This window comes from Sedimentibacter sp. LTW-03 (genome assembly GCF_052059825.1).
Lineage (GTDB): Bacteria > Bacillota > Clostridia > Tissierellales > Sedimentibacteraceae > Sedimentibacter.
Map to the genome: position 1 here is coordinate 453,636 of NZ_CP197180.1, position 21,705 is coordinate 475,340.

General features: G+C 34.0%; 21 protein-coding genes. 15 read left to right on the forward strand and 6 right to left on the reverse strand.

The window, feature by feature from the left end; translation table 11 throughout:
• Positions 1 to 1,875, reverse strand: coding sequence for an Eco57I restriction-modification methylase domain-containing protein (locus ACS3UD_RS02210; RefSeq protein WP_308137960.1), 1,875 nt, complete (start codon positions 1,873 to 1,875; stop codon positions 1 to 3).
• Positions 1,876 to 1,987: 112 nt separating this feature from the next.
• On the opposite strand from ACS3UD_RS02210, the gene ACS3UD_RS02215 reads away from it, so the two are divergent.
• The 4 genes from ACS3UD_RS02215 to hisS all read left to right on the forward strand — a co-directional run bounded on the left by ACS3UD_RS02215 (position 1,988) and on the right by hisS (position 5,330).
• Entirely contained in the window at positions 1,988 to 2,218 is a 231-nt protein-coding gene (locus ACS3UD_RS02215) for a DUF1659 domain-containing protein (protein WP_308137959.1), read from the forward strand.
• 75 nt (positions 2,219 to 2,293) lie between these two features.
• On the forward strand, positions 2,294 to 2,506 hold the full coding sequence (locus tag ACS3UD_RS02220; protein WP_213926208.1) for a DUF2922 domain-containing protein: 213 nt from the start codon (positions 2,294 to 2,296) through the stop codon (positions 2,504 to 2,506).
• 166 nt (positions 2,507 to 2,672) lie between these two features.
• Positions 2,673 to 4,001 (forward strand): D-serine ammonia-lyase, encoded by a 1,329-nt coding sequence (gene dsdA, locus ACS3UD_RS02225; RefSeq protein ID WP_374049917.1) that lies wholly within the window; start codon positions 2,673 to 2,675, stop codon positions 3,999 to 4,001.
• A 69-nt stretch (positions 4,002 to 4,070) separates the two neighbouring features.
• Positions 4,071 to 5,330 (forward strand): histidine--tRNA ligase, encoded by a 1,260-nt coding sequence (hisS, locus tag ACS3UD_RS02230; RefSeq protein ID WP_308137957.1) that lies wholly within the window; start codon positions 4,071 to 4,073, stop codon positions 5,328 to 5,330.
• Positions 5,331 to 5,364: 34 nt separating this feature from the next.
• Here hisS and ACS3UD_RS02235 read toward each other — a convergent pair whose 3' ends face one another.
• Together ACS3UD_RS02235 and ACS3UD_RS02240 are read right to left on the reverse strand one after the other, a co-directional pair.
• On the reverse strand, positions 5,365 to 5,832 hold the full coding sequence (locus ACS3UD_RS02235; protein ID WP_308137956.1) for a nucleoside recognition domain-containing protein: 468 nt from the start codon (positions 5,830 to 5,832) through the stop codon (positions 5,365 to 5,367).
• Entirely contained in the window at positions 5,832 to 6,260 is a 429-nt protein-coding gene (locus tag ACS3UD_RS02240; protein WP_308137955.1) for a nucleoside recognition domain-containing protein, read from the reverse strand. The genes ACS3UD_RS02235 and ACS3UD_RS02240 overlap by 1 nt, the downstream gene beginning before the upstream one ends.
• A 239-nt stretch (positions 6,261 to 6,499) precedes the next feature.
• On the opposite strand from ACS3UD_RS02240, the gene ACS3UD_RS02245 reads away from it, so the two are divergent.
• Complete coding sequence (locus ACS3UD_RS02245; protein WP_308137954.1) at positions 6,500 to 8,020, forward strand: glycoside hydrolase family 26 protein; 1,521 nt, start codon at positions 6,500 to 6,502, stop codon at positions 8,018 to 8,020.
• Here the strand turns inward: ACS3UD_RS02245 and ACS3UD_RS02250 are convergent.
• Complete coding sequence (locus ACS3UD_RS02250) at positions 7,992 to 8,252, reverse strand: hypothetical protein (RefSeq protein WP_308137953.1); 261 nt, start codon at positions 8,250 to 8,252, stop codon at positions 7,992 to 7,994. The two genes, ACS3UD_RS02245 and ACS3UD_RS02250, sit on opposite strands and share 29 nt — an antisense overlap.
• Here ACS3UD_RS02250 and ACS3UD_RS02255 point away from each other — a divergent pair, their 5' ends adjacent.
• From ACS3UD_RS02255 to ACS3UD_RS02300, 10 genes are all read left to right on the forward strand, one after another.
• Positions 8,253 to 9,800, forward strand: coding sequence for a hypothetical protein (locus ACS3UD_RS02255; RefSeq protein ID WP_440977723.1), 1,548 nt, complete (start codon positions 8,253 to 8,255; stop codon positions 9,798 to 9,800).
• A gap of 47 nt (positions 9,801 to 9,847) precedes the next feature.
• Complete coding sequence (locus tag ACS3UD_RS02260) at positions 9,848 to 10,192, forward strand: DUF3221 domain-containing protein (protein ID WP_308137951.1); 345 nt, start codon at positions 9,848 to 9,850, stop codon at positions 10,190 to 10,192.
• Positions 10,193 to 10,326: 134 nt separating this feature from the next.
• Positions 10,327 to 11,019 carry a response regulator transcription factor gene (locus ACS3UD_RS02265; protein WP_308137950.1) on the forward strand — a complete coding sequence of 231 codons (693 nt, stop codon included), beginning with the start codon at positions 10,327 to 10,329 and terminating at the stop codon, positions 11,017 to 11,019.
• Positions 10,991 to 13,090, forward strand: coding sequence for a HAMP domain-containing sensor histidine kinase (locus ACS3UD_RS02270; protein WP_308137949.1), 2,100 nt, complete (start codon positions 10,991 to 10,993; stop codon positions 13,088 to 13,090). Before ACS3UD_RS02265 ends, ACS3UD_RS02270 begins: the two co-directional genes overlap by 29 nt.
• Positions 13,091 to 13,490: 400 nt before the next feature.
• Positions 13,491 to 14,405, forward strand: coding sequence for a S66 peptidase family protein (locus tag ACS3UD_RS02275; protein WP_308137948.1), 915 nt, complete (start codon positions 13,491 to 13,493; stop codon positions 14,403 to 14,405).
• 195 nt (positions 14,406 to 14,600) lie between these two features.
• Positions 14,601 to 15,854: a UDP-N-acetylglucosamine 1-carboxyvinyltransferase gene (gene murA, locus ACS3UD_RS02280; protein ID WP_308137947.1), complete on the forward strand. Its 1,254-nt coding sequence runs from the start codon at positions 14,601 to 14,603 to the stop codon at positions 15,852 to 15,854.
• Positions 15,855 to 15,864: 10 nt separating this feature from the next.
• Positions 15,865 to 16,728: a radical SAM protein gene (locus tag ACS3UD_RS02285; RefSeq protein WP_440977724.1), complete on the forward strand. Its 864-nt coding sequence runs from the start codon at positions 15,865 to 15,867 to the stop codon at positions 16,726 to 16,728.
• A 182-nt stretch (positions 16,729 to 16,910) separates the two neighbouring features.
• Positions 16,911 to 17,627 (forward strand): pseudouridine synthase, encoded by a 717-nt coding sequence (locus ACS3UD_RS02290; RefSeq protein ID WP_308137945.1) that lies wholly within the window; start codon positions 16,911 to 16,913, stop codon positions 17,625 to 17,627.
• 17 nt (positions 17,628 to 17,644) lie between these two features.
• Positions 17,645 to 18,433 carry a sugar phosphate isomerase/epimerase family protein gene (locus tag ACS3UD_RS02295; protein ID WP_308137944.1) on the forward strand — a complete coding sequence of 263 codons (789 nt, stop codon included), beginning with the start codon at positions 17,645 to 17,647 and terminating at the stop codon, positions 18,431 to 18,433.
• Positions 18,434 to 18,515: 82 nt separating this feature from the next.
• On the forward strand, positions 18,516 to 19,097 hold the full coding sequence (locus tag ACS3UD_RS02300; protein ID WP_308137943.1) for an SGNH/GDSL hydrolase family protein: 582 nt from the start codon (positions 18,516 to 18,518) through the stop codon (positions 19,095 to 19,097).
• A 28-nt stretch (positions 19,098 to 19,125) separates the two neighbouring features.
• Here the strand turns inward: ACS3UD_RS02300 and ACS3UD_RS02305 are convergent, their stop codons facing one another.
• Entirely contained in the window at positions 19,126 to 20,403 is a 1,278-nt protein-coding gene (locus tag ACS3UD_RS02305) for a homoserine dehydrogenase (protein ID WP_308137942.1), read from the reverse strand.
• A gap of 493 nt (positions 20,404 to 20,896) precedes the next feature.
• Positions 20,897 to 21,451, reverse strand: coding sequence for a pyridoxamine 5'-phosphate oxidase family protein (locus tag ACS3UD_RS02310; RefSeq protein WP_308137941.1), 555 nt, complete (start codon positions 21,449 to 21,451; stop codon positions 20,897 to 20,899).
• Positions 21,452 to 21,705: the final 254 nt, after the last annotated feature.

A 21,705-nucleotide genomic window follows, 5' to 3' on the forward strand; every position in this document is an offset into this window, starting at 1 on the left:
TCACCCTTCATGAACGTATTTATAAATTATATTTACCTCCTCTTCGGATATATTAAACACCTTTTTTAGTAAAATATCAATACTAATTTTTCCTAAATCAGATATATTTTGTTGAGCTTTTTCAAGGGGTAAATATATTTTAGCTTCACTTAATTTATTGGGATAATATTCATAAATATTTGTCCCTACTTTTTTTGCCAGACACTTAAAGTAAAATTCAAAAACATCCGAATTCAAGTATGACAAAAGATAATTTACTGGAATATGTGTGTTGAAATTATTCATAATATATACATCTGCACTGCAGTAATATTTATTTGTGTCAAAATAAAAATTGCTGCCTGTGGATTTGAACGGAAATATTATTTTTGGATTATCAAAATCAGATTGAATACGTCCCCATTGAAGTTCATACCATTTTCTATATCCCTTCAGACATTCTCTTCTATTTTGTAATTTATCCTTATAGAAGGAAAGGTACTTAATAGCATTGGGATAATTTTTTTCTTCATTAATTATATTGGAATATATCAAGTATAAGTTATTATATTGCACTTCTGATTTTGATATGTTGCTGTTTTTTATCCATTTTTTGAGTAAATCACTTTCAATGTTATATTTTTCGATTGTTTTTTTATCAACAATAAAAGCTTTATCCAGCCCGGTTATAATTCCCTGCTTAATCTTACATGCATCCTGAATTTTTATGTTTGATTTTTCTTCTATCTTATTGAAAAGCTGTTCGTCAGCATGCTTAAGTATAGTCCATCCGGTATCTTTAAGCTTGTCCTGACTATATGAGAATTTTTCTTCAATACTATCACTATTAATTATGACGTATGAAAAATCGCTTTTGTTCCATCCATTATTTTCCAATGTTATTAAGGCCGGACTTACCATAGCCCCTTTAAATATATTGTTTCCGCTGAAATCAACAAGAGATATTATGTTGAAATTATTTTTTATATATGCTCTTATTCTGTCTGCATATAGGGCTTCCATAAAGTATCTTGAAGTTATAAATGATATTACTCCACCCGGTTTAAGAATTTCCCTGCTTTTTTTAAAAAAGCAATATGATATGTCAGCCTTGTTGTAAAACACCTCAGAGTACTTCTCATACAGAGCTTTCTTGTACTCACAGGTAGAATTTTTGTGACCAACATAAGGAGGGTTTCCGACTATTATGTCAAAATTATTCATTTCAAAAGAATCAGTTAAATAATCTAACCTGAAAACATTAAAATCAGCTTCTATTGAGAATCCTGCAAACATTAAGCCGGCCTTAGTCATAAATATAGAAAAATCGTCTATATCAATACCGAACAGCATGCTTTCAATAATATGTTTATCGTCAATTTCATCTCCAAAGTTAGATTTGATTTTTTTGAACGCTTCTATTAGAAAATATCCGCCTCCGCATGAAGGGTCAAGTAATTTGGTATTTTTGCCTATTAAATTTAAATCAAATAATTGATCCAGCATTCTATTGATAATGCTAATAGGTGTATAAACCTGCCCCAAAACTTTCTTTTCACCAGCGGTAAGCATGGATTCATATAACTCTGCAGGTTTAAAATTATTGAAATCAATATTATCTTTGTTGGCTTTGATTAAATTAAATATTGATCTCTCTACACCGGAAATGTTGAGATTAAAGATTTCATATTCATTAAATATATTCTTATTGTTGTGCAAAAAATTCGGGGTATGATTTAAAAGAAATAATTCTTTTGAAACATTTGATTCCGATGCCCTGCATTGGTATATAATTTTTGAAAAAATATAGATTACGTACTTTACCTTTGTTATATAATCGTGCAAATCTATCTTTTTTATTAAGGAAATTAACTCTTTCAGCAGTGTTTTATGCATAATTACCTCTTGAGTTGATATATTTAGTTCATATTAACATGAGGCGGAAATTAAATCAATATAATCGGCGCTTAAATGCTATATAGAGGTAGAATCATTTGGAGGTGATATTATGGCAATAGCTGTAAACCAAGCAAATTCAAAGCTAAAGATGGTTTTCAATGTTGGTCTTGATGAAAATAATAAAAATATTACTAAAAGTAAGACTCTTGCAAGCATCAAGCCAACGGCAACTAATGAAGATTTATATGATTTAGGAACTGCAGTAAGTGATATGCAGTCATTTTCACTTGAGAGTCTTGTAAGATACGAAGAATATGAACTTGTAAATGAAATAGAATAATAATTAAAATGAATATTTAATTTAGGGAGCAGAAAGCTTCCATCATAACAATAAATTTCTGTAAGGGGTGATATAATGTCAAAAAAACTATTAATGAAATTTAAAACTGCCGGCGGATCAACATTATCATTGACAGTTGATGAACCTAAGAGCGAGTTGACCGACATTGATGTAAGAACTGTTATGGATAATATTATAGATAAAAATTTATTTAATACAAACAGCGGAGATTTAGTGGAAGTAAAATCTGCCGAAATCATAACCACAACTGAGCAGATTTTGATATAAATGATAATAATTCTAATATAAAAAATGGTAATAATATGATATAATAACCATTGAATGGGCGGAGAAGTAAAGCTCCGCCCCTATATAGAAAATATACGCCTATTGTGAAGCTGTGACAAATAAGTAAGGCGCATGATGATTCGCGAATTTTAAGGAGGGTTTCATGATAAACAAAGATGAAATAATAAATAATAATTTGACATTGAAAAAGGCAGCTCAATTGAAGGAAGTATTTTGGCTTAATCCAGAATTAAGCACATATAGAGAAGCTGCAAAAAATACACCAGTTGATATATCGGCAATAGACGATGCAGAAATGCGCCTTGCCAAATTTGCACCTCTAATAGAAATTCTTTTCCCTGAAACAGAGGCATCTCATGGTATTATCGAATCTCCGCTTAAAGAAATAAAGAATATGAAAAGCCAACTCGTACAAGATTGTGGTACAAAAATCCAGGGAAGACTGCTTTTGAAAATGGACAGCCACCTTGCAATTGCCGGAAGTGTTAAAGCTCGGGGAGGAATATATGAGGTGCTGAAATATGCCGAATATTTGGCTCTAAAGAATAACATGATTTCTGAAGATGATGACTATTCTATAATGGCTCAGCAGAAATACAGAGATTTTTTTAATCAGTATAAAATACAAGTTGGTTCTACAGGAAATCTTGGATTGAGTATCGGCATTACATCTGCCGCAATGGGTTTTAACGTTATAGTACATATGTCATCAGATGCAAAACAGTGGAAAAAGGATTTATTGAGATCAAAAGGTGCGCAGGTGGTTGAATATGACAGCGATTTTTCTAAAGCTGTTGAAGAAGGAAGAAAGATGTCAGACCAGGATACCATGAGTTATTTTGTTGATGATGAGAATTCTATGAATTTATTTTTAGGATATTCAGTAGCTGCAAGAAGATTAAAGAAGCAGCTGGATGAAATGAATATAGTAATAGATGAAGACCACCCTTTGTTCGTATATCTGCCATGTGGGGTAGGAGGTGCGCCGGGTGGAATCACCTACGGGTTGAAATCGGTTTATCAAGACAATGTTCATTGCTTTTTTGTTGAGCCTACACATGCACCGTCAATGCTGGCAGGTATGGCTACAGGGCTTCATAATGACATATGTGTGCAGGATCTTGGAATAGATGGCAGAACTCACGCAGACGGGCTTGCGGTGGGAAGGCCTTCAAAGCTTGTGGGCAAAATGATGGACAATTTGCTTAGCGGAATTTTTACTATTGAAGATTACAAACTATATGACTATATGAGAATGCTTCATAATACGGAAAGTATTAACATTGAACCGTCAGCATGTGCAGCATTTGAGGGAATAGTAAAAATAGAAACAACTGATGAAGGAAAAGAATATATAAGGAAGCATGATTTGGTAAGCAATATTAAAAATGCAGTGCATATATCTTGGGCCACAGGAGGGTGTCTGGTGCCTGAAGAAATAAATAAGGAATTTTTAAAAACACATTTAAATTAAAGGTTGATAATCAATAATTTATTTGTTAACATTAATAAAAATACAAATGGAAAAAATACGGGAGGAAAAATGAAAGTTAATACAAACCCTGCAAAGGGGATGCGAGATATAACACCTCAGGAAAAAGAAATAAGAGATTATGTTGAAGGCGTTATAGTGAGTACATATAAACAAAGCGGATTTGAACTTATAGAAACGCCTGTTGTTGAAAATATAGAAAATTTAATCGGAAGCAAGGGCGGAGAGAATTTAAAGCTTATATTTAAAATATTAAAAAGAGGAGAAAAGCTTGACTTTACAAAAGCAGATTTAAACGAAGATGATTTGGCCGATTTAGGGTTGAGATATGACCTGACAGTTCCATTAAGTCGTTTTTACTGCAATAACAGATCGAACCTTCCTTCAGTTTTTAAAGCAATGCAGGTGGGCAATGTGTTCAGGGCGGAAAGAGCACAAAAAGGAAGGTATAGGAGCTTTAAGCAATGCGACATAGATATTATAGGGGATAGCACCAACGCTGCAGAACTTGAATTGATAGCCACAACTGCCAAGGCGCTGAATGCCCTTGGAGTTAAGAATTTTGCAGTTAGGTTTAATGACAGAAGAGTTTTAAAAGCGGTAATAATGAATTGTGGATTCTCAGAAGAAGAGTTTGACAGTGTGTGCATTGCAGTAGACAAACTGGACAAAATCGGATTTGATGGAGTTGAAAAAGAGCTTAAGGGTAAAGAGTATAAAGAAAATTCAATCTTAAACATAATGGAGGCTCTTAGGAACATAAATGATAAGGGAACCGAATGCCTATTGGAATACGGTGTTTCTCAGGATGTCGTAAATGAAGTTAAAGATGTTTTAGACAGCTCAAGAGAATATGCGAACGGAAAGTATGATATTGAGTTTGATTTTACTTTAATAAGAGGAATGGGATATTACACAGGTTCGATTTTTGAAATTGCATACAAGGACCTTGGATATTCAATAGCAGGAGGTGGAAGGTACGATGAAATGGTGGGTAATTTTATAGGAGAAAAAGTTCCTGCCATAGGTTTTTCAATAGGGTTTGAAAGGCTTGTTAATCAGCTGATGGATGAAAAATTCAAGGTGCCTGCAAAAGAAAAAGTAGTGCTGCTTTATGAAAGATCGAGCAAATATATTGATGTTATGAAGAAAGCTGATGAATTCAGAGAAGAGGGATATTCAGTATCAGTATATGAAAAGGCTAAGAAACTTGGAAAACAGCTGAATCAGTTTGCTGGATTTGGATTTAATAAATTTGCGGTTTATAGTGGGAACGAAGAAATAGAATTGAAAGATTTATCTTCCAACTAGAAAAATAGGGACGGTTTGTATTGATTTTAGTCAATCAATACGAGCCGTCTTTTTGAATATCATTTAAAGGAATATCTTTTTTAACGAATCGGGAAAGAATAAAAGTAACGAATATGGCAGATAAAATTCTTGCTGCTAACACAGCAAATGGGTTTGCTCCTGCTGCCCCCATAATCATAGAGTCTTCAAATACTGCATGACACATTGAAAGAAACATTGTTACCAGAAATACGCTTCTTTTGTCAATATTATAATCCTTAACACTTTGAATAACTGCGCCTGCTCCTATTGTCAGGCCGAATATCAGCCCAAAGACAAGTGAAATTCCTGAATCTTCGCTTATGGTGAAAAAATTGGTGACAGGCTTTATCATGTGTGATATTTTATCTATCATCTTTGTATCCTTAAATATTTCAATTATTATCATCAAAGGTATCAGAACTTTTGCTATGCTCCATATGAATAAAGTTAAATTTAATAATATTTCTAAAACCGTTTCCATTAAAATCCCCCAAACATCCTATAAAATAAGAATCCCAGTATAAGAGACATTATTATTCTTAGTGAAATACTGGTAAACATACTTACTCCTAATTTTTTGACAACAGCCCCTTCGGTTATAAGATTATGTGCAGTTGATATCATAATAGCAATAGTTGTTATTTGAATTCCTGTAAGATTTATGGCAGCAAGTGCGCCTAGCGCTGCATACGTACCGGAAGCCCATCCTAAGATTAATACAAGGGATGTTTCTCCCGGAAGGCCGAAAACAGACATTACAGGTGAAAAAAATTGTGCCATTACATTTAAAATTCCTGAAACCGAAAGAATCTGCACACCAACATAAACGGGCGCTAAAATTTTTGTAAGATCAAGCAGAGTTTTGACTCCATTTACGAATCCTCTTTTAAGTGTACCTATAGAAAGCATTATTTCCCTCCAATATAATGAATGAATTATATCATAGCGGTCATTTTTAAACAATGTGCATTTTATTTCCACGTATAATATATGAGAATGTATTTATAATGGTTTTGAAATTGCTTTTAAGGCTGTTTGAAATTATTGACATACATTACCACATTTGATAGAATTGCATATTGGCATTTTTTATTAATACTGCTTATAACGATTTGAATGTTTTTTAAAATAACATCAGGAGAGTAAATATGAATTTCAAAAAAATATTGATTTTAATTTCAGTTCTTATAGTGATGACTGCTGGCAATGCATTTGCAGAAGAGCTTTCGGAAAGCACTGTTTTAGTTCCGTACTCTGATAATTACTATAAATATGTAAACAATGCCTATGGATATGAAATAGTGCTTTTGAACAATCTGAAGCTAAGCGAAGATATTGTAAGCGTAAAAAGCAGGTTTGAATCAGATGATATTGTTGTGGATGTTTTATATGACAGCTTCTATAATGACTTGAACAACAACATTACAACTTATATCGACTACGGAAATAGAGGAATAGGGAATAACCCGGAATTTAAAATAATCGATGAATACAATTATAATTTTAATGGATTGAACGGCCATATAATTCTTTATGAGAGGGCCAAAATAGAAGGCAAAGGGCATGATCGAAATTATTATGCGATGATTACATTTGCCAGATCCTACAAGGAGCTTATAACAGTATTTATGAAGTCTTCGCAGCAGATATACATAGAATACATAATGCCATCTTTTAAGTTAATTGATAAAACATCTGAAATAAAAGAAGATGCCGTGTTCGAGCCTGTTGAAAAGAAGTTTGATGAAAAAACTCAGGAGTTTTATGATAAATATTTTATAAACAATGACAAAATGCATTTTGGGATTTTTGAGCCAACGTATCCTACATACGCATACAGATTGAAGCAGCTGGAGAATATGTTTAATTATGAATTTCCCGTGGTGTTGCTTTACAACTCTTTTCAGCTTCCATTTAAAACTGAGCATATGAACAGAGCAAAGCAGGAAGGGAAGGTAGTGGAATACGGATTGTATACTACGGACTTAATTGACGGAGAAGAAAAAGACATTACTCTTGAAATACTTAAGGGCAATTATGATAATTATCTTGATGAACTGGCAAAAAGCTTTAATGAGTATGATTACCCAGTGCTTTTTAGATTAAATAATGAGATGAATGGAGAATGGGTTTGGTATTCAGCTCACAAGGTTGGCAAGGACACGGATTTGTTTATTGAATGCTGGAGATACATATATGACAGATTTGAAAAAAATGAAGTAGATAATGTTATTTTTGTGTGGAATCCTAACGAAAAATCATTTCCGAATTTTGCATATAATCACTATTTAAATTATTACCCGGGAAACGAATATGTGGATATAGTAGGATTGACTTCTTATAATACAGGTAATTATTATCAAGGAGAGACGTGGAGAAGCTTTTCTCAGGCTTATGATCATTTTTATTACGATTATGTACGCCATTTTAAGCATCCTATGATGATAACAGAATTCAGCGGTGCTTCCTTAGGAGGTAACAAAGCTGAATGGTTTAAGGATATGTTTGAGAGAATATCCGGCTACGATAGAATTAAGCTTGCTGTTCTATGGAACGGACAGGACTATGATATGACAAAGCCGGGAAAAACAATTTCTAGAAATTACAGGCTGGATTTAGAAAATGATGTTATTGAAGCAGTCAAAGAAGGGCTGCAGAGTTATAAATAGGAAATGGGCTTGCATCAATCGGTGCAAGCCCATTTCCGTCTGCACCACTCAAAGTCATGTCAAATGGCAGAGATGAAATATTTGTGCATACATCTTGAGGCATACCGTTCGATTCAAGATGCAAGTATGGATCGTAGCAGTCTAAATATATCGTACCGTCATCATAGTAATTACCGTTCTCGTCTTTCAGGCGTATATAATATGTGTCAATTTTGTTGACGTATGTTGTCATATGGAGTACAATATTACTGAGGTGATGATAATGTTTTCCTACAAGCTTAATTTCCTGATGAATATAACAAATACGTCAAACAGCACTATTGCGCATAACGTATCTCTTGATGCATCACATGTCAGCCGGCTTAGAAGAGGGGAGAGAAAGCTTCCCAAAAAACAGAACTATTTATTGCCAATGTCAGAATATTTCGCACGACAAATTAAAGAAGAATATCAAAAAAATATGATACTTGAGGCAATTAATTCGTATGATTATTTTCCGAATGATTATAATATGGCTGCACGGATGATTTGCGAATGGTTGATGGAGGAGAAGGAAATAAGCGAGCCGTCTGTGGAGAAAATTCTTAACAGTTTTACTGCGGGAACAACCAGAAATGATGCAATGGTACACGGAGAAGGTGCAGACAGTGAAAATTATATTGACAAGGAATATTATTACGGCTTGGAGGGAAAAAGAGAGGCTGTAGTACGCTTCCTTTCTATGGTTGCAGATGCCGAAAAACCTCAGACTTTGCTGCTTTTTAGCGACGAAGAGTTGTCATGGCTTTACGGAGACAGAAAATTTTCAATTATGTGGGCAGAAATGCTGAAAAGAGTTCTGTCAAAGGGAAATAGAATTAAGATAATTCATACTATAAACAGAGATATAAACGAAATGCTTGAGGCATTGGCTAAATGGCTTCCAGTATATATAGGAGGGGCTATTGAACCTTATTATTATCCAAGAATCAGAGACGGGGTCTTCAAGCGTACGCTTTTTATAGCTCCTAAAACCGCAGCTGTTGTTTCAACATCAGTTCAGGATAAGTTTCAGGACATGGTGAATTTTTTCGTTACCGATAAAGTTGCAGTAAATTCACTTACAATAGAATATAACAATTATTACACATTGTGCAGACCTCTAATGAAAATTTTTAATACGGTTAACTACAATAAATTTTGGAATTTATTTGAAGAAATAGAAAAAGAGAAATGCACGTGTATTATTACAGGGCAGGTGCCTTTCATTATGACAATGCCATGTAGCATGGCGGAAGAAATTATGAATTTGACAAAAAATAATTTATTTGTAAAAATTTATAACAAAAGTAAAGAAAGTTTCGAAAATATCATCAATGATGCAAATATAACTGAAATACTTTCTATACCTTCAATTGAAAAGATATTTGAAGGAACGGTTACTCTTCCTTATTCAGATATGATTTTCGGAAGAGAACTATATTATACAAAGGAACAATTTTCAGAACATATTGAAAGTCTCATATACAATCTAAAAAAATATAAGAATTATAATGTTTTGCTGAATAGAGGCAGAAAAGATGATATTTTTCTTTACGGGAAAGAGGACAGGGGCATAATCGTCTCAAAGTCGGGTCCGCCAAGTTCAGCATTTGCAATAAATGAACCTAATATGTCCGCCGCGTTTTGGGACTATCTGAGCAGACTCTCGGATGATGCCCAGATAAAAGATAAGAAAGAAGTAATTCTTTATCTGGAAAAACTGGCCGACAAATTATTTATGGTAGCAGAATCGGTATAATGAACTTTTTAAAATATATTACGTCTGATATAAAAGGAGGTAATTATATGAATAAGAAGTTAATTATTATAATAACGGTTCTGCTTTTGGCATTAATTGCTGTAATAATTGTAAACAATTTAAAGGGCAGAGAAGTTGCTGATGTAGAGAACTATTTTACGGCAACAGTCCTGGAAAATAAAAGGACATCAATCATGGTTCAACCTGATGAAGGACAAAGTGAATTAAACTCAAGTGATAAAATAGTTGTAAGGGTAGCTATAGATGGTGCTGTGCTAGATGATTTATCCGAATTTGTCGTAGGAAGCAAGGTAAAAATAACCTATGGCGGTGAAATTATGGAAAGTTATCCGGCTCAGATAAATGCTTATAGAGTGGAATTTGCTGAATAAAACAGGTGTTTACTACTTAAGAACAACGCAAGGCTGCTTTTTCAGCAGCCTTAATGGTTTTTTTGACACAGTACATTTTTTTGTTGATTTATTATAAATAATGTTATAATGTATTATCAACCAAGGAGGACATTATGAACATATTAGTATGCGATGATGATAAAGAAATTGTTGAGGCCATAGAAATATATTTAAAAAATGAAGGTTATAATATATTGAAGTGCTATTCTGGTCTTCAGGCAATAAAGACAGTTGAAGACAATGACATTCACTTAATAATAATGGATATAATGATGCCTGAAATGGACGGAATAAAGGCAACTACCAAAATCAGGGAAATAAAAAACATTCCCGTAATAATGCTGTCTGCAAAATCTGAAGAAACAGACATTATTCTCGGTCTGAATATGGGAGCGGATGATTATATAACTAAGCCGTTTAATCCTTTGGAGCTGATTGCAAGAGTTAAGTCGCAGCTTAGAAGGTACACCGCGCTGGGCGGAGCTATAGACAGTGAGAAAAGTAACTTTTATAAAACCGGAAACCTTGTTATAGATGACGAAAGAAAAGAAGTTATAATCGATGGAGAATTAGTTAAACTGACGCCGGTTGAATACAAAATTCTTCTGTTCTTAACCAAGAACAAAGGAAGGGTTTTTTCTATTGACGATATTTATGAAGCGGTATGGAACGAACCGTCATTTAATCCCGAAAATACAGTAGCTGTTCACATAAGAAGAATAAGGGAAAAAATTGAAATTGATCCTAAGAATCCAAAATACCTGAAGGTGGTGTGGGGTGTTGGTTACAAAGTGGAAGACATATAGCAGAAAAGCTTTAAGCAAAATTTTGGCCTTCATACTGCTTGTCGTATTCTTGTTGATTGGAGCAGCATCAGCTTTGACAGTATATGAGAATGTGAAAAATTATGAAAGTATTACAGTCAAAAACTATATGAAAAGCAACACCTTAAGCAATGAACTTCGCTATGTGGCAAATCGACTAGAATATGTGCTCAGAGTTTATAAAAGCAAGGATTATATACTGAGCGGAGGTACAGTAAATAAACTTGATATTGAAGATAGCTGGCAGCTTAAAAATCTTTACAATAATTTTATTGCTGAGAAGGGTTTGGATGACAGCGGTGAGGCAAGAGATATTTTCTGGGCTGAAAAAAGAGAAGCCATAGAAGATATTAAAACTTCCATAATGAAATCTGATTTAACTACTTATGAGCAAATTATGGAAAATCTCGATGAGTATGGAGGGTTAATTTATTATGCTGCTGACGGAAAAAGAGAAGTAACAAATACAAATAACCCGGGCAGAGATTACTATAAACTACAAAATGTATATATTCTTGTAGACGAAAAAGGAGTAGTTCTCTACCCGGAAAACGGATACAGCAGCTATTCAGCTTCGCTGATTGATACGCTGGAAGATATAGAGGACGGTACAAATAAAATTTCAATTTATGCCGCTATTACTGAGGAAGGACTTTTGAAAAGGGTTGAGCAGTGGAATAAAGATAGAATTATTCTTATAAAAAATTCTTTTGTTATAGCTTTATCGGTAATCATAGTCCTGATGTGCTTTGTTTATTTGACGGTGGTTGCAGGCAGAGTAACAGGTGACGAAGAAGTTCATATGCAATTTATTGACCGGATTTATTCAGATATAAGTCTTATTTTAATTGTGGGAATAGTCACACTTGGATTTACTCAGTTTTATGCCGTATTAGATTTGAGGTATACAAGTGAAAATATCATGAAATTTGTCATGCTGCTGTCTACGGCTGTATTATCATCGTTGTTTTTAATGATGTTTTATTCAATTGTAAGGCACATTAAGAGTGGAACAGTGGTTAAACATTCTTTCATATACTTGGTGTTTTTATATACAGCAAGAATGTTTGTAAAGATTGCATCAGGCGGACCGCTTATGATTAAATCAATGGCTGCAGTTATTATTTTAATTGGTACTTCATATTACTCTTCAAAAGCACCGGTATTACTAATTCCTTTATCAGCAGGCACAGTTTACTATGTGTATACAAAGGTAAGAAAGTTCCAGACTGTACAAGAAGGACTTAAGGTAGCGAAGACCGGAAATTATGATTATAAAATAAAGCTGGACGGACCTGGTGAGTTTGGATTGATGGCGAAAGATGTTAATGATATGACGAGCGGACTGAAAGCAGCCGTTCAAAATGAGGTTAAAAGTGAGAGACTTAAAACTGAATTGATTACAAACGTGTCCCACGACATTAAAACGCCGCTTACATCAATTATATCATACGTAGATCTTTTGAAAAGAGAAGGCCTTACATCTGCTAATGCACCTAAATACCTTGATGTGTTGGATCGAAAGTCAAACAGACTTAAAACATTGACAGAGGATTTATTTGAGGCGGCTAAGGCAACAAGCGGAAGTATTGAACCGAATTTTTCACGAGTGAACGTTAATGCTTTAATTTCTCAAATATTAGGTGAATTAGATGAAAAGGTTCAAGAATCAGGGCTCATGCTAAAAGTCAGTACTGAGAATGACAGAATTTATGCCAGAGCTGACGGAAGGCTGTTGAGCCGTGTAACAGAAAACCTTCTGTCAAACATATTTAAGTATGCTTTAAAAAATTCCAGAGTATATATAGATATTTTTGAAAAGTATAAAGAAGTTATTGTCAGTTTTAAGAATATTTCTGCACATGAGTTGAATATACCTGCAGATGAGCTATTAGAGAGATTTAAAAGAGGAGATGAATCACGAAGCTCTGAGGGCAGCGGGCTTGGTCTTGCCATAGCAAAAAGTCTTATGGAAATTCAGAATGGAGTTTTGAATATAATTATTGATGGAGATTTATTTAAAGCGGAAATAAGACTTTCAAAATTCGAATGAATTTGTAATGATACTTATGTTTATAATACTTAAAATTAATGAAGAAAAATTTAAAAATTAAGTGAATAATAAAATGAATACTGCCAATAATAAAACAAAAGAAAAGAGCGTGTAACTTTTAAATATAACGTCCCCCTTTATTTTAATCATACGCTTTTTTCTTTTTTTATTGAAAAAAATCAAACGATAAGCCATTTTTTACATTTGAGTCTCGATGTAATTGAGTTTATATTGAAAAATTTGCAAAAAGTGCTATAATAATGTAATAAATAAATCTACTGGTTTTTATGGAATTAATTTATCTGCTTTTGAACTGTTAACTGCAGTTGCTGTAACAAATATAATGTTTGGATAATTTAAGCATATAATAAAATAATCATAAAAAAATTAGGAGTTAAATATGATATTTCCAGAAAAATTAAAAAAAGGAGACAAAGTTGCAATCGTTGCCCCGTCTTCTCCTGTCACACAACAAGAGGCGGATCACAGTAGAAAATTCTTGGAGAATATGGGATACAAGGTAAGAATGGGCAGGTCCACATATAAAAGCCTTCACGGTTATAAGGCAGGAACAGGAGAGGAAAGAGCTCGTGATATAAACGAAATGTTCTCGGACAAGGAAGTAAAGGCCATATTTTGTATCAGAGGTGGAGATACCAGCAGCCATGTTATTGATAAGATTGATTTAAATATAGTGAAGAACAATCCAAAAATATTCGTAGGATACAGCGACGTTACCAATTTAAATGTATATTTCAACCAAAAGGCAGATATGGTGACATTTCATGGCCCAATGGTAAAGTCAAATATGATTAACGATTTTGACGACTTTTCAAGGGAAAGCTTCAAAAATGCAATTAATATGGGAGATGAGCTTTATTTGAAGAATCCGGAAGGTCAGGATTTCAGAGTTATATGTGACGGGACGGCTGAAGGAACTATTGTTGGAGGAAATCTTTCTTTATTAACATCTATGATCGGAACCCCATATGAGATAGACACAAAAGATAAAGTTCTGTTTTTTGAAGATATACATGAAAATATCACAAAGGTTGACAGAATGCTGTATCAATTAAAATTTTCAAATAAAATAAACGATGCTGCTGCAATTATTATAGGTGATTTTTTAGAGTGTAAAAATCATCGTGATCCTTCCTATGGAATCGATGATTTGATGAAAGAATTCTTTGAAGGACTTAGCAAACCTGTTATGTACAACATAAAATGCGGGCATTGCATTCCTACGTCTACGATACCATTAGGTACAATGTGTGAGGTAGATAGTCTTAATAAAACAATTAAATTTAAAAAATAAATTAGCATACGCTGCTATTTGTTTTAATGTTTTGCTCTGTTAATAAATATGAAGTTATTTTTAAAATAAAGTTAAATATTTTTCAATTGAAATATTTTTGAATTAATGATATTATGAACAAGTCAATTTGATTACTTTATTAATTATTGAAAAATAATTGATTTTCATTATATAATTCAGGTTTTAAGGAGAAAAATGGAACGAATATTGGTAAAAAAAAGCCTTGGGCTTAATGGTAATATAAGAGTGGATGGTTCAAAAAATTCGATTTTGCCGATTTTGGCGGCAACGTTATTATCACAGGAAGATTGTATAATTCATGACATTCCTAACCTTGAGGATGTTAAAATAATGTGTATGCTCCTCGAGGAACTGGGAGCTAAAATAGAAGAGCTCGGAGAAAGTACGCTGAAGGTTTCGGCAGAAAATATAAAGACGTGTGAAGCGCCCTATGAACTGATTACTAAAATGAGGGCTTCTTTTCTTGTTATGGGTCCGCTTTTGGCAAGATGCCAGAACGCAAAGGTATACATGCCCGGAGGATGCGCAATAGGAACAAGACCGATTGATTTGCATCTAAAGGGATTTAAACACATTGGTGCTGAAGTTAGATCAGAAAGCGGATATGTGCATGCAACAGCAGAAAAATTGGTTGGAAATGATATATATTTAGATTTTCCAAGTGTAGGGGCTACTGAGAATATTATAATGGCTGCAACACTGGCAGAAGGTGAAACTGTGCTTGAGAATGCTGCTGAAGAACCAGAAATAGTAGATTTAGCAAATTTTATAAACAGTATGGGCGGCAATATAATTGGTGCAGGAACAAAGACAATACGAATTAAGGGTGTGAAGAAGTTACATAAGACGGAGCATACCGTTATTCCTGACAGAATCGAAGCCGGAACATATATGCTTGCGGCTGCATCAGCAGGAGGGGATGTAACAGTAGAAAATGTTGTCCCAAGCCATCTGCAACCGGTTATTGCAAAGCTTAGGGAAGCTGGCGTGAAGGTTGTGGAATTTGATGACAAAATAAGAGTGATTTCTGATAGAAACATTAAGCCTGTTGATATAAAAACCCTTCCTTATCCGGGATTTCCGACTGATATGCAGGCTCAGTTCATGGTTATGCTCTCAATGGCTGATGGTACAAGCATAGTGCATGAAACAATCTTTGAAAATAGGTTTATGCATGCCAATGAACTTTCAAGGATGGGTATGGATGTTAAAATAGAGGGGAGCAGCGCAATACTAAAAGGCAGAAGCATGCTTAGCGGAGCAAAGGTCAAAGCTACGGATTTGAGGGCTGGAGCCGCACTTATAATAGCAGGGCTTATTGCTGATGGAGAAACTGAAATTACAGAAATATATCATATCAAAAGAGGATATTCAAATATAGTGGAAAAACTTCAAAACATTGGAGCAGCTATTAGATATGAGAAATAGGAGTGAGGAAATGTATTCAATGCCTTTATTCAGACCGCCAAGTGAGGCGAGGAGTCTTATAATACAAATTACGGAAGGATGTTCGCATAATAAGTGCAGGTTTTGCTATATGTATAAGCACAAGCAGTTTAGATTGAAGTCGTGGCAAGAGATTACAGAGCATATTGCTGCTCTCAAATCTTATTACCATGAACCTGAAAGAATATTTCTTGCTGACGGAAATGTGCTGTGTTTAAAAACTGAGGAACTTATTAAACTTTTAGAATATATAAAAAGAGAATTCCCGTATGCTCAAAGGATAAGCTCGTATTCTGGACCGCTTGATTTAATACGTAAAACAGACGAAGAGCTAAAGCTGATACGCGAAGCAGGCTTGGAGCTCCTATATATGGGTGTTGAAAGCGGATCTGACAGAGTTTTAACAATAATGCAAAAGGGTGTAAGTCAGAAGCAGATGATAGAAGCGGGACAAAAAGCAATGAAGGCAGGATTTAAATTTTCATGCATGATTATTTCAGGGCTTGGAGGAACAGAACATATGAAAGAGCATGCGTTGGATTCCGCTAAGGTAATATCGGCAATTAACCCTAATTATTTCTCGCTTTTGAGGCTTGTTGTTGAAGAAGACTCAGATCTGGCTGAAGACATACGGCAGGGGAAATTCCATCTGCTTACACCGTTGCAGATACTGGATGAAAATATTATGATGCTTGAAAATATGGAACTGGATAACTGTATATTCAGAGCAAATCATGTTTCAAACTATGTCAATCAGGCTGGAGTTCTTAATAAAGATAAGGATGCACTGATTGAGAGGTTAAAGAAATTTAGAAACAGCAGCAACTTTATACCCATGGGAAACGATCGGCTTTAAATTATATGGTATGATATTTGTTAATTGAAACAAATATCATACCATTTTTGATATCTAGGTATATGTAATAATTTTGAAGCCATATGTGCGTTCTTGCATATGTATTGATACTAAATTATTATTGACATTGACACTGTTTTTTAGCATGTTATAATACTATAAAAGGAAAACAAGAGGTGTGTATGAAGCTTCGAATAGATAAAATGCTTTCTAACATGGGATTGGGATCAAGAAAACAAATTAAGCAGGATGCAAGAAATGGTTATATTAAAATAAATGGCAAAACAGAAAAGGACAGTTCCAGAATTATTGATTCTGACAAAGATTTAGTTAATTACAAGGGTCAGACGGTTAAATATGTGCAGTACATATATTTAATGATGAATAAGCCCGGTGGAGTTGTTTCAGCAACAGAGGATAATTATGACAGTACTGTTTTGGATTTGCTTGACGATGAAGATAAGGTTTATAATCCATTTCCCGTGGGAAGACTCGATAAGGATACTGAGGGCCTGCTTCTTTTGACAAATGACGGGCAGCTTGCCCATAACCTTCTCTCACCTAAGAAGCATGTGGATAAAACATATTATGCCGAAGTTGAGGAAGAATTGACAGAAAAGGATGTTAAAACATTTGAGGAGGGAGTAATCCTTACAAATGAAAATTATAAAACATTGCCTGCCAAACTTGAAATAATTGAGTCCGGGTACCCATCAACATGCTATGTCACAATCAAAGAAGGGAAGTTTCATCAGGTCAAAAGGATGTTTAATGCAATAAAAAATGAAGTGATCTATCTAAAAAGAATTTCAATGGGCCCTATCAAGCTTGATGAAAGCCTAAGTCTGGGGGAATACAGACATTTAACAGCATATGAATTAAGTTCACTTCTACACTAAAAACAGGAGTGGGAAAAATGAAAATTGGAATGCCGGCATTAGTAGAATATAATACTTTAAGTGAGCTTGTGGATTTGTGCTTAAAGCTTGGATTGAATTTCATAGAGCTGAACATGAATTTGCCATATAATTTTATAGAAAGAATAGCTCCTGAAGAATTAAGAAAAATTAAAAGAGAGACAAAAATTGAATTTACCATGCATATGCCTGACGATGCAGATTTAGGAACATTTTATGAGAGTGTCAGGAAAGGATACGTATCGTTGTTCAGTGATACAATTGACTGGGCTGAAGAAGCAGGGGTTGAATTATTAAATATGCACATAATAGAAGGTGCGAAAATGACTTTACCGGACAGGAAGGTATATATTTATGAACAATATTCGGAGGAATTTCAAAATAATTTTGTTAAATCTATTAAAACCCTTTCTGAAAGAGCAAGAGGAAAGAATGTTCTCCTTGCAATAGAAAACAGCAGTAATTTTGGCAAGAGTCATATTCAGAAAGCATTGGATAAATCAATACTTTATCCTAATGTTAAACTGACGTGGGATATAGGGCATGATGCTGTAAGCAATTTTACCGACAAACAGTATCTTATGAATTATAAAAATGAAATATGTCACATGCATATGCATGATGTTATAGGCAAAAAGGATCATCAGTCTTTATTCGAGGGAGACTTAAACATATGTGGATTTTTAGAATTTGCGCAGACAAGAAATATAAGGGCTCTTGTTGAGGTTAAAACTTCTGAATCTCTAAAGAAATCCATTAATTCATTATTGGAAAGAAAAATTATATAGTTAGCAATGCAGTTGAAATTAGTGCAGAGATAGTAGGGCATACTGATAGAAATAATGTTGATGAAATGAAAGGAATATAAGCATGAAGATTGTATGTTTGGGTGACAGTCTGACATATGGCTACGGAGTAAGAAGGTCAAGGTCTTGGACTAAATTATCACAGGAAAAGCTTGGAATTGAAGTAATGAATGAGGGAATTAACGGAGATACAACAAGCGGTATGCTGAGCAGATTTCATAGTGCGGTATATGCTAAAAAGCCTGATGCAGTTCTGATAATGGGCGGAGTAAATGATATGATTGTTGGAGCAGATTCGGGAAATGTTAAGTCAAATATAATGGCGATGGCTCACCAGTCTATTTCAAAGTACATAGATCCCATCGTAGGAATTCCCACAAGAATTTATCCTGAAAATGTGAGAGAGGACTGGGCTGGATTTTCGGATTTCGAGAAAGTTGCCAATGAAATGAATACACTTCGGTCTTGGACTAAAGAGTTTTGCAGGACGTTTAATATTAAATATATAGATTTTTACAGCGAATTTGAAAATGAGGCCGGCGGCAACACAAAAGAATTATATCTAGACGGACTTCACTTTAACGAAAAGGGAAATGAAATAATGGCAGAAATATTTTGCCGCTCGATAAGTTCATTTAAAAAATAAGGAGTGCAATTTTGCACTCCTTATAAAATTATTTAAAGTTTTCAACCAGCATTATGCTTGCAATTTTGGTTACACAATCGTAATTGCTAATTTCTTCAAGTGCAGCATCTATATTTTTTCGTTCAGTTTTATGAGTAATAAATATAAGTGGTGCAGTAGAGTCACCGTTTTTTTGTCTCTGAACTACCGATGCAAGGCTGATGCCGTTTTTTCCAAATATTTCGGCGATTCTCCCTAACACACCCGGCTTATCTATAACTTCAAAACGTATATAGTATGGCTTGCACGCTCTGTTAACAACTATATTTGATGATAATTTCTTTGGTGACCGTCTTTCAGTATTATTACGTTTTATTATACTCATTATATCGCCAAGTACAGCGCTCCCTGTTGGCAATGACCCTGCACCTTTGCCATAAAGCATAAGCTCCCCTATTGCGTTGCCTTTTAAAAATACGGCATTAAATTCATTTTTAACTGTTGAGAGAGGATGATCATGCGGTATAAATGCAGGATGAACTCTAAGCTCTACTTCGTTGCCATTTTTCACGGCAGAAGCAAGTAGCTTAATTTCATATCCCAATTCTTTCGCGTAGCTGATATCTTCCTTAGAAATTCTTTTGATTCCCTCTTTAGGTATATCGTTAATATTGACTCTTTGTCCAAAGGCAATAGTTGACATGATTGCTATCTTATAAGCAGCGTCATCACCGTCCACATCGGAAGAAGGATCTGCTTCTGCAAAGCCAAGATCTTGGGCTTGCTTTACAGCTTGTTCGTATTCAAGGCCATTTTCAGACATTTGAGTAAGAATATAGTTTGTGGTTCCGTTTATGATTCCGACTATCTGGTTTATTTCATTTGAAGAGAGATAATCGGACATAGTATTAATTATTGGGATGCCGCCGCCGACACTGGCTTCATACATTAATTCAACATCATTATCATCAGCCAGCTTTTCAAGTTCATCACCATATGTAGCTAAAAGAGCTTTATTAGCTGTAACAACATTTTTTTTATTTTTCAGAGCAGCTTTTATATATTCATAGGCAGGATTTATTCCTCCAATAAGCTCAACAATTATCTGAACATCTGGATTTTCAATTACTTCATAAGCATCTGTAGTGTATATATCTGCAGAAAGATTTGAGTTTCTTGATTTATTCTTATTCTTAACCAATACCTTTTCTACGGTTATTTTTTTATTCAAATTTCCTGTAATTTTTGAGCCGTTCATATCAAGTATGTTTATTAGTCCTGTTGCAACAGTGCCCATTCCTAAAATTCCTAATTTTATTTCTTCCATTGCGTTCCTCCTAGCTGTTTTCAAATTAAAAACAATTGTGTCTTGTTTAAATACTACACCAATATATCACAGCTTTTAATCAAGTTCAATAAAATAATTATAATTTTTCAAATTTTTTTGAAATATGACAATTATTTTATTGAACAAGTTTCGATTGGGAACAGAAAATATAAATAGCACCCGATTTTCTTTTTTATTCAAAAATCGAGCGCTATTTATTAGGATTTTCTAGTTCGAAGCCTGTTGGAATCACCCCTTTCATACTTCCCTATTTAACTGTTTAGCTGCCACATACAAGTCTATATATTTCATTTGCCGATATTTTTTAACTGCTGTTTGAGCTTTCATATAGAAATGCTCCCATCTTCAATATTGTTACAGTATATCACTATCAAATTACTAATAGATTTTGTGTTTTTGTATATTTCAGCTAACTTAAGTTGTATTAATAATATACCCATAAGTATTTACCTTAAACACTAAACAATATAATTTATTCTACTCTGCCGAATTTCATTTCGATTCCGTTCTTATCAAACTTCTTTCTTTTACCTGTGATAGTATCTATATCAATTCTAATAACATTTGTTATATCAATACTCTTACTTACATATGCTTCAAAATACGGCATGTCCAAAGGGGTGTATTTTTCACTTATAAGCCTGAGCCCCAACATCTTTTCGTCCTTATCATTAATTTCGCATGCTGTTCCGAATACAACGGCAGATTCAAATTCCGTTGTAAATCTTGTTTTAATAAGTTTGTCCGAGTCCTCAACAGATGACTTGTCATTAAATTCTACTGGAACATGCACATCTCCCACGAATGACATGCATACCTTTGAATTATGCTTTATATTGATAACTTTTGTTCCTGTTTTTGCACAATGAATATATATTGTATCACCTTTTCTTGCCGCGGAAACGGGGATGCAATAAGGGGTCCCGTCTTCGTTTACGGTTGCCAGCGTAGCATACTCTGATTTATCTATTATTCCAAGTGCAAATTCCTTTTTCATTTCTCGGTCTTTTCTTCTCATTTGATTCATAGTTTCCTCCTGTATTGTCTGGATTAAATTATACTTCAAACTTATATCCCATGCTTCTGCCAGTTGAAATTAGGCATCTGAAAGTGTTTCCTATGTAAGCATGATATTTCTTTTGTATATGTTAATTATATTATAACATGCTTTTATAGTATATAAATAATAAAAATTATTTATCATAGAATTGTAATGAAGAGGGCCAAAACATAAGAACCATATCATTTATGGTACAAATACAAGATGGAAAATATAAAGTT

What these genes read in the sequence shown, in the direction of transcription:
- ACS3UD_RS02250 (WP_308137953.1), bottom strand. Translation starts at nt 8,252, where the DNA reads ATGACAACATACGTCAACAAAATTGACACATATTATATACGCCTGAAA.
- ACS3UD_RS02290 (WP_308137945.1), top strand. Translation starts at nt 16,911, where the DNA reads ATGAAGCTTCGAATAGATAAAATGCTTTCTAACATGGGATTGGGATCA.
- ACS3UD_RS02285 (WP_440977724.1), top strand. Translation starts at nt 15,865, where the DNA reads ATGTATTCAATGCCTTTATTCAGACCGCCAAGTGAGGCGAGGAGTCTT.
- ACS3UD_RS02260 (WP_308137951.1), top strand. Translation starts at nt 9,848, where the DNA reads ATGAATAAGAAGTTAATTATTATAATAACGGTTCTGCTTTTGGCATTA.
- ACS3UD_RS02220 (WP_213926208.1), top strand. Translation starts at nt 2,294, where the DNA reads ATGTCAAAAAAACTATTAATGAAATTTAAAACTGCCGGCGGATCAACA.
- ACS3UD_RS02245 (WP_308137954.1), top strand. Translation starts at nt 6,500, where the DNA reads ATGAATTTCAAAAAAATATTGATTTTAATTTCAGTTCTTATAGTGATG.
- ACS3UD_RS02300 (WP_308137943.1), top strand. Translation starts at nt 18,516, where the DNA reads ATGAAGATTGTATGTTTGGGTGACAGTCTGACATATGGCTACGGAGTA.
- ACS3UD_RS02275 (WP_308137948.1), top strand. Translation starts at nt 13,491, where the DNA reads ATGATATTTCCAGAAAAATTAAAAAAAGGAGACAAAGTTGCAATCGTT.
- murA (WP_308137947.1), top strand. Translation starts at nt 14,601, where the DNA reads ATGGAACGAATATTGGTAAAAAAAAGCCTTGGGCTTAATGGTAATATA.
- ACS3UD_RS02240 (WP_308137955.1), bottom strand. Translation starts at nt 6,260, where the DNA reads ATGCTTTCTATAGGTACACTTAAAAGAGGATTCGTAAATGGAGTCAAA.
- ACS3UD_RS02295 (WP_308137944.1), top strand. Translation starts at nt 17,645, where the DNA reads ATGAAAATTGGAATGCCGGCATTAGTAGAATATAATACTTTAAGTGAG.
- ACS3UD_RS02265 (WP_308137950.1), top strand. Translation starts at nt 10,327, where the DNA reads ATGAACATATTAGTATGCGATGATGATAAAGAAATTGTTGAGGCCATA.
- ACS3UD_RS02215 (WP_308137959.1), top strand. Translation starts at nt 1,988, where the DNA reads ATGGCAATAGCTGTAAACCAAGCAAATTCAAAGCTAAAGATGGTTTTC.
- hisS (WP_308137957.1), top strand. Translation starts at nt 4,071, where the DNA reads ATGAAAGTTAATACAAACCCTGCAAAGGGGATGCGAGATATAACACCT.
- ACS3UD_RS02305 (WP_308137942.1), bottom strand. Translation starts at nt 20,403, where the DNA reads ATGGAAGAAATAAAATTAGGAATTTTAGGAATGGGCACTGTTGCAACA.
- ACS3UD_RS02235 (WP_308137956.1), bottom strand. Translation starts at nt 5,832, where the DNA reads ATGGAAACGGTTTTAGAAATATTATTAAATTTAACTTTATTCATATGG.
- ACS3UD_RS02310 (WP_308137941.1), bottom strand. Translation starts at nt 21,451, where the DNA reads ATGAATCAAATGAGAAGAAAAGACCGAGAAATGAAAAAGGAATTTGCA.
- ACS3UD_RS02210 (WP_308137960.1), bottom strand. Translation starts at nt 1,875, where the DNA reads ATGCATAAAACACTGCTGAAAGAGTTAATTTCCTTAATAAAAAAGATA.
- ACS3UD_RS02255 (WP_440977723.1), top strand. Translation starts at nt 8,253, where the DNA reads ATGGAGTACAATATTACTGAGGTGATGATAATGTTTTCCTACAAGCTT.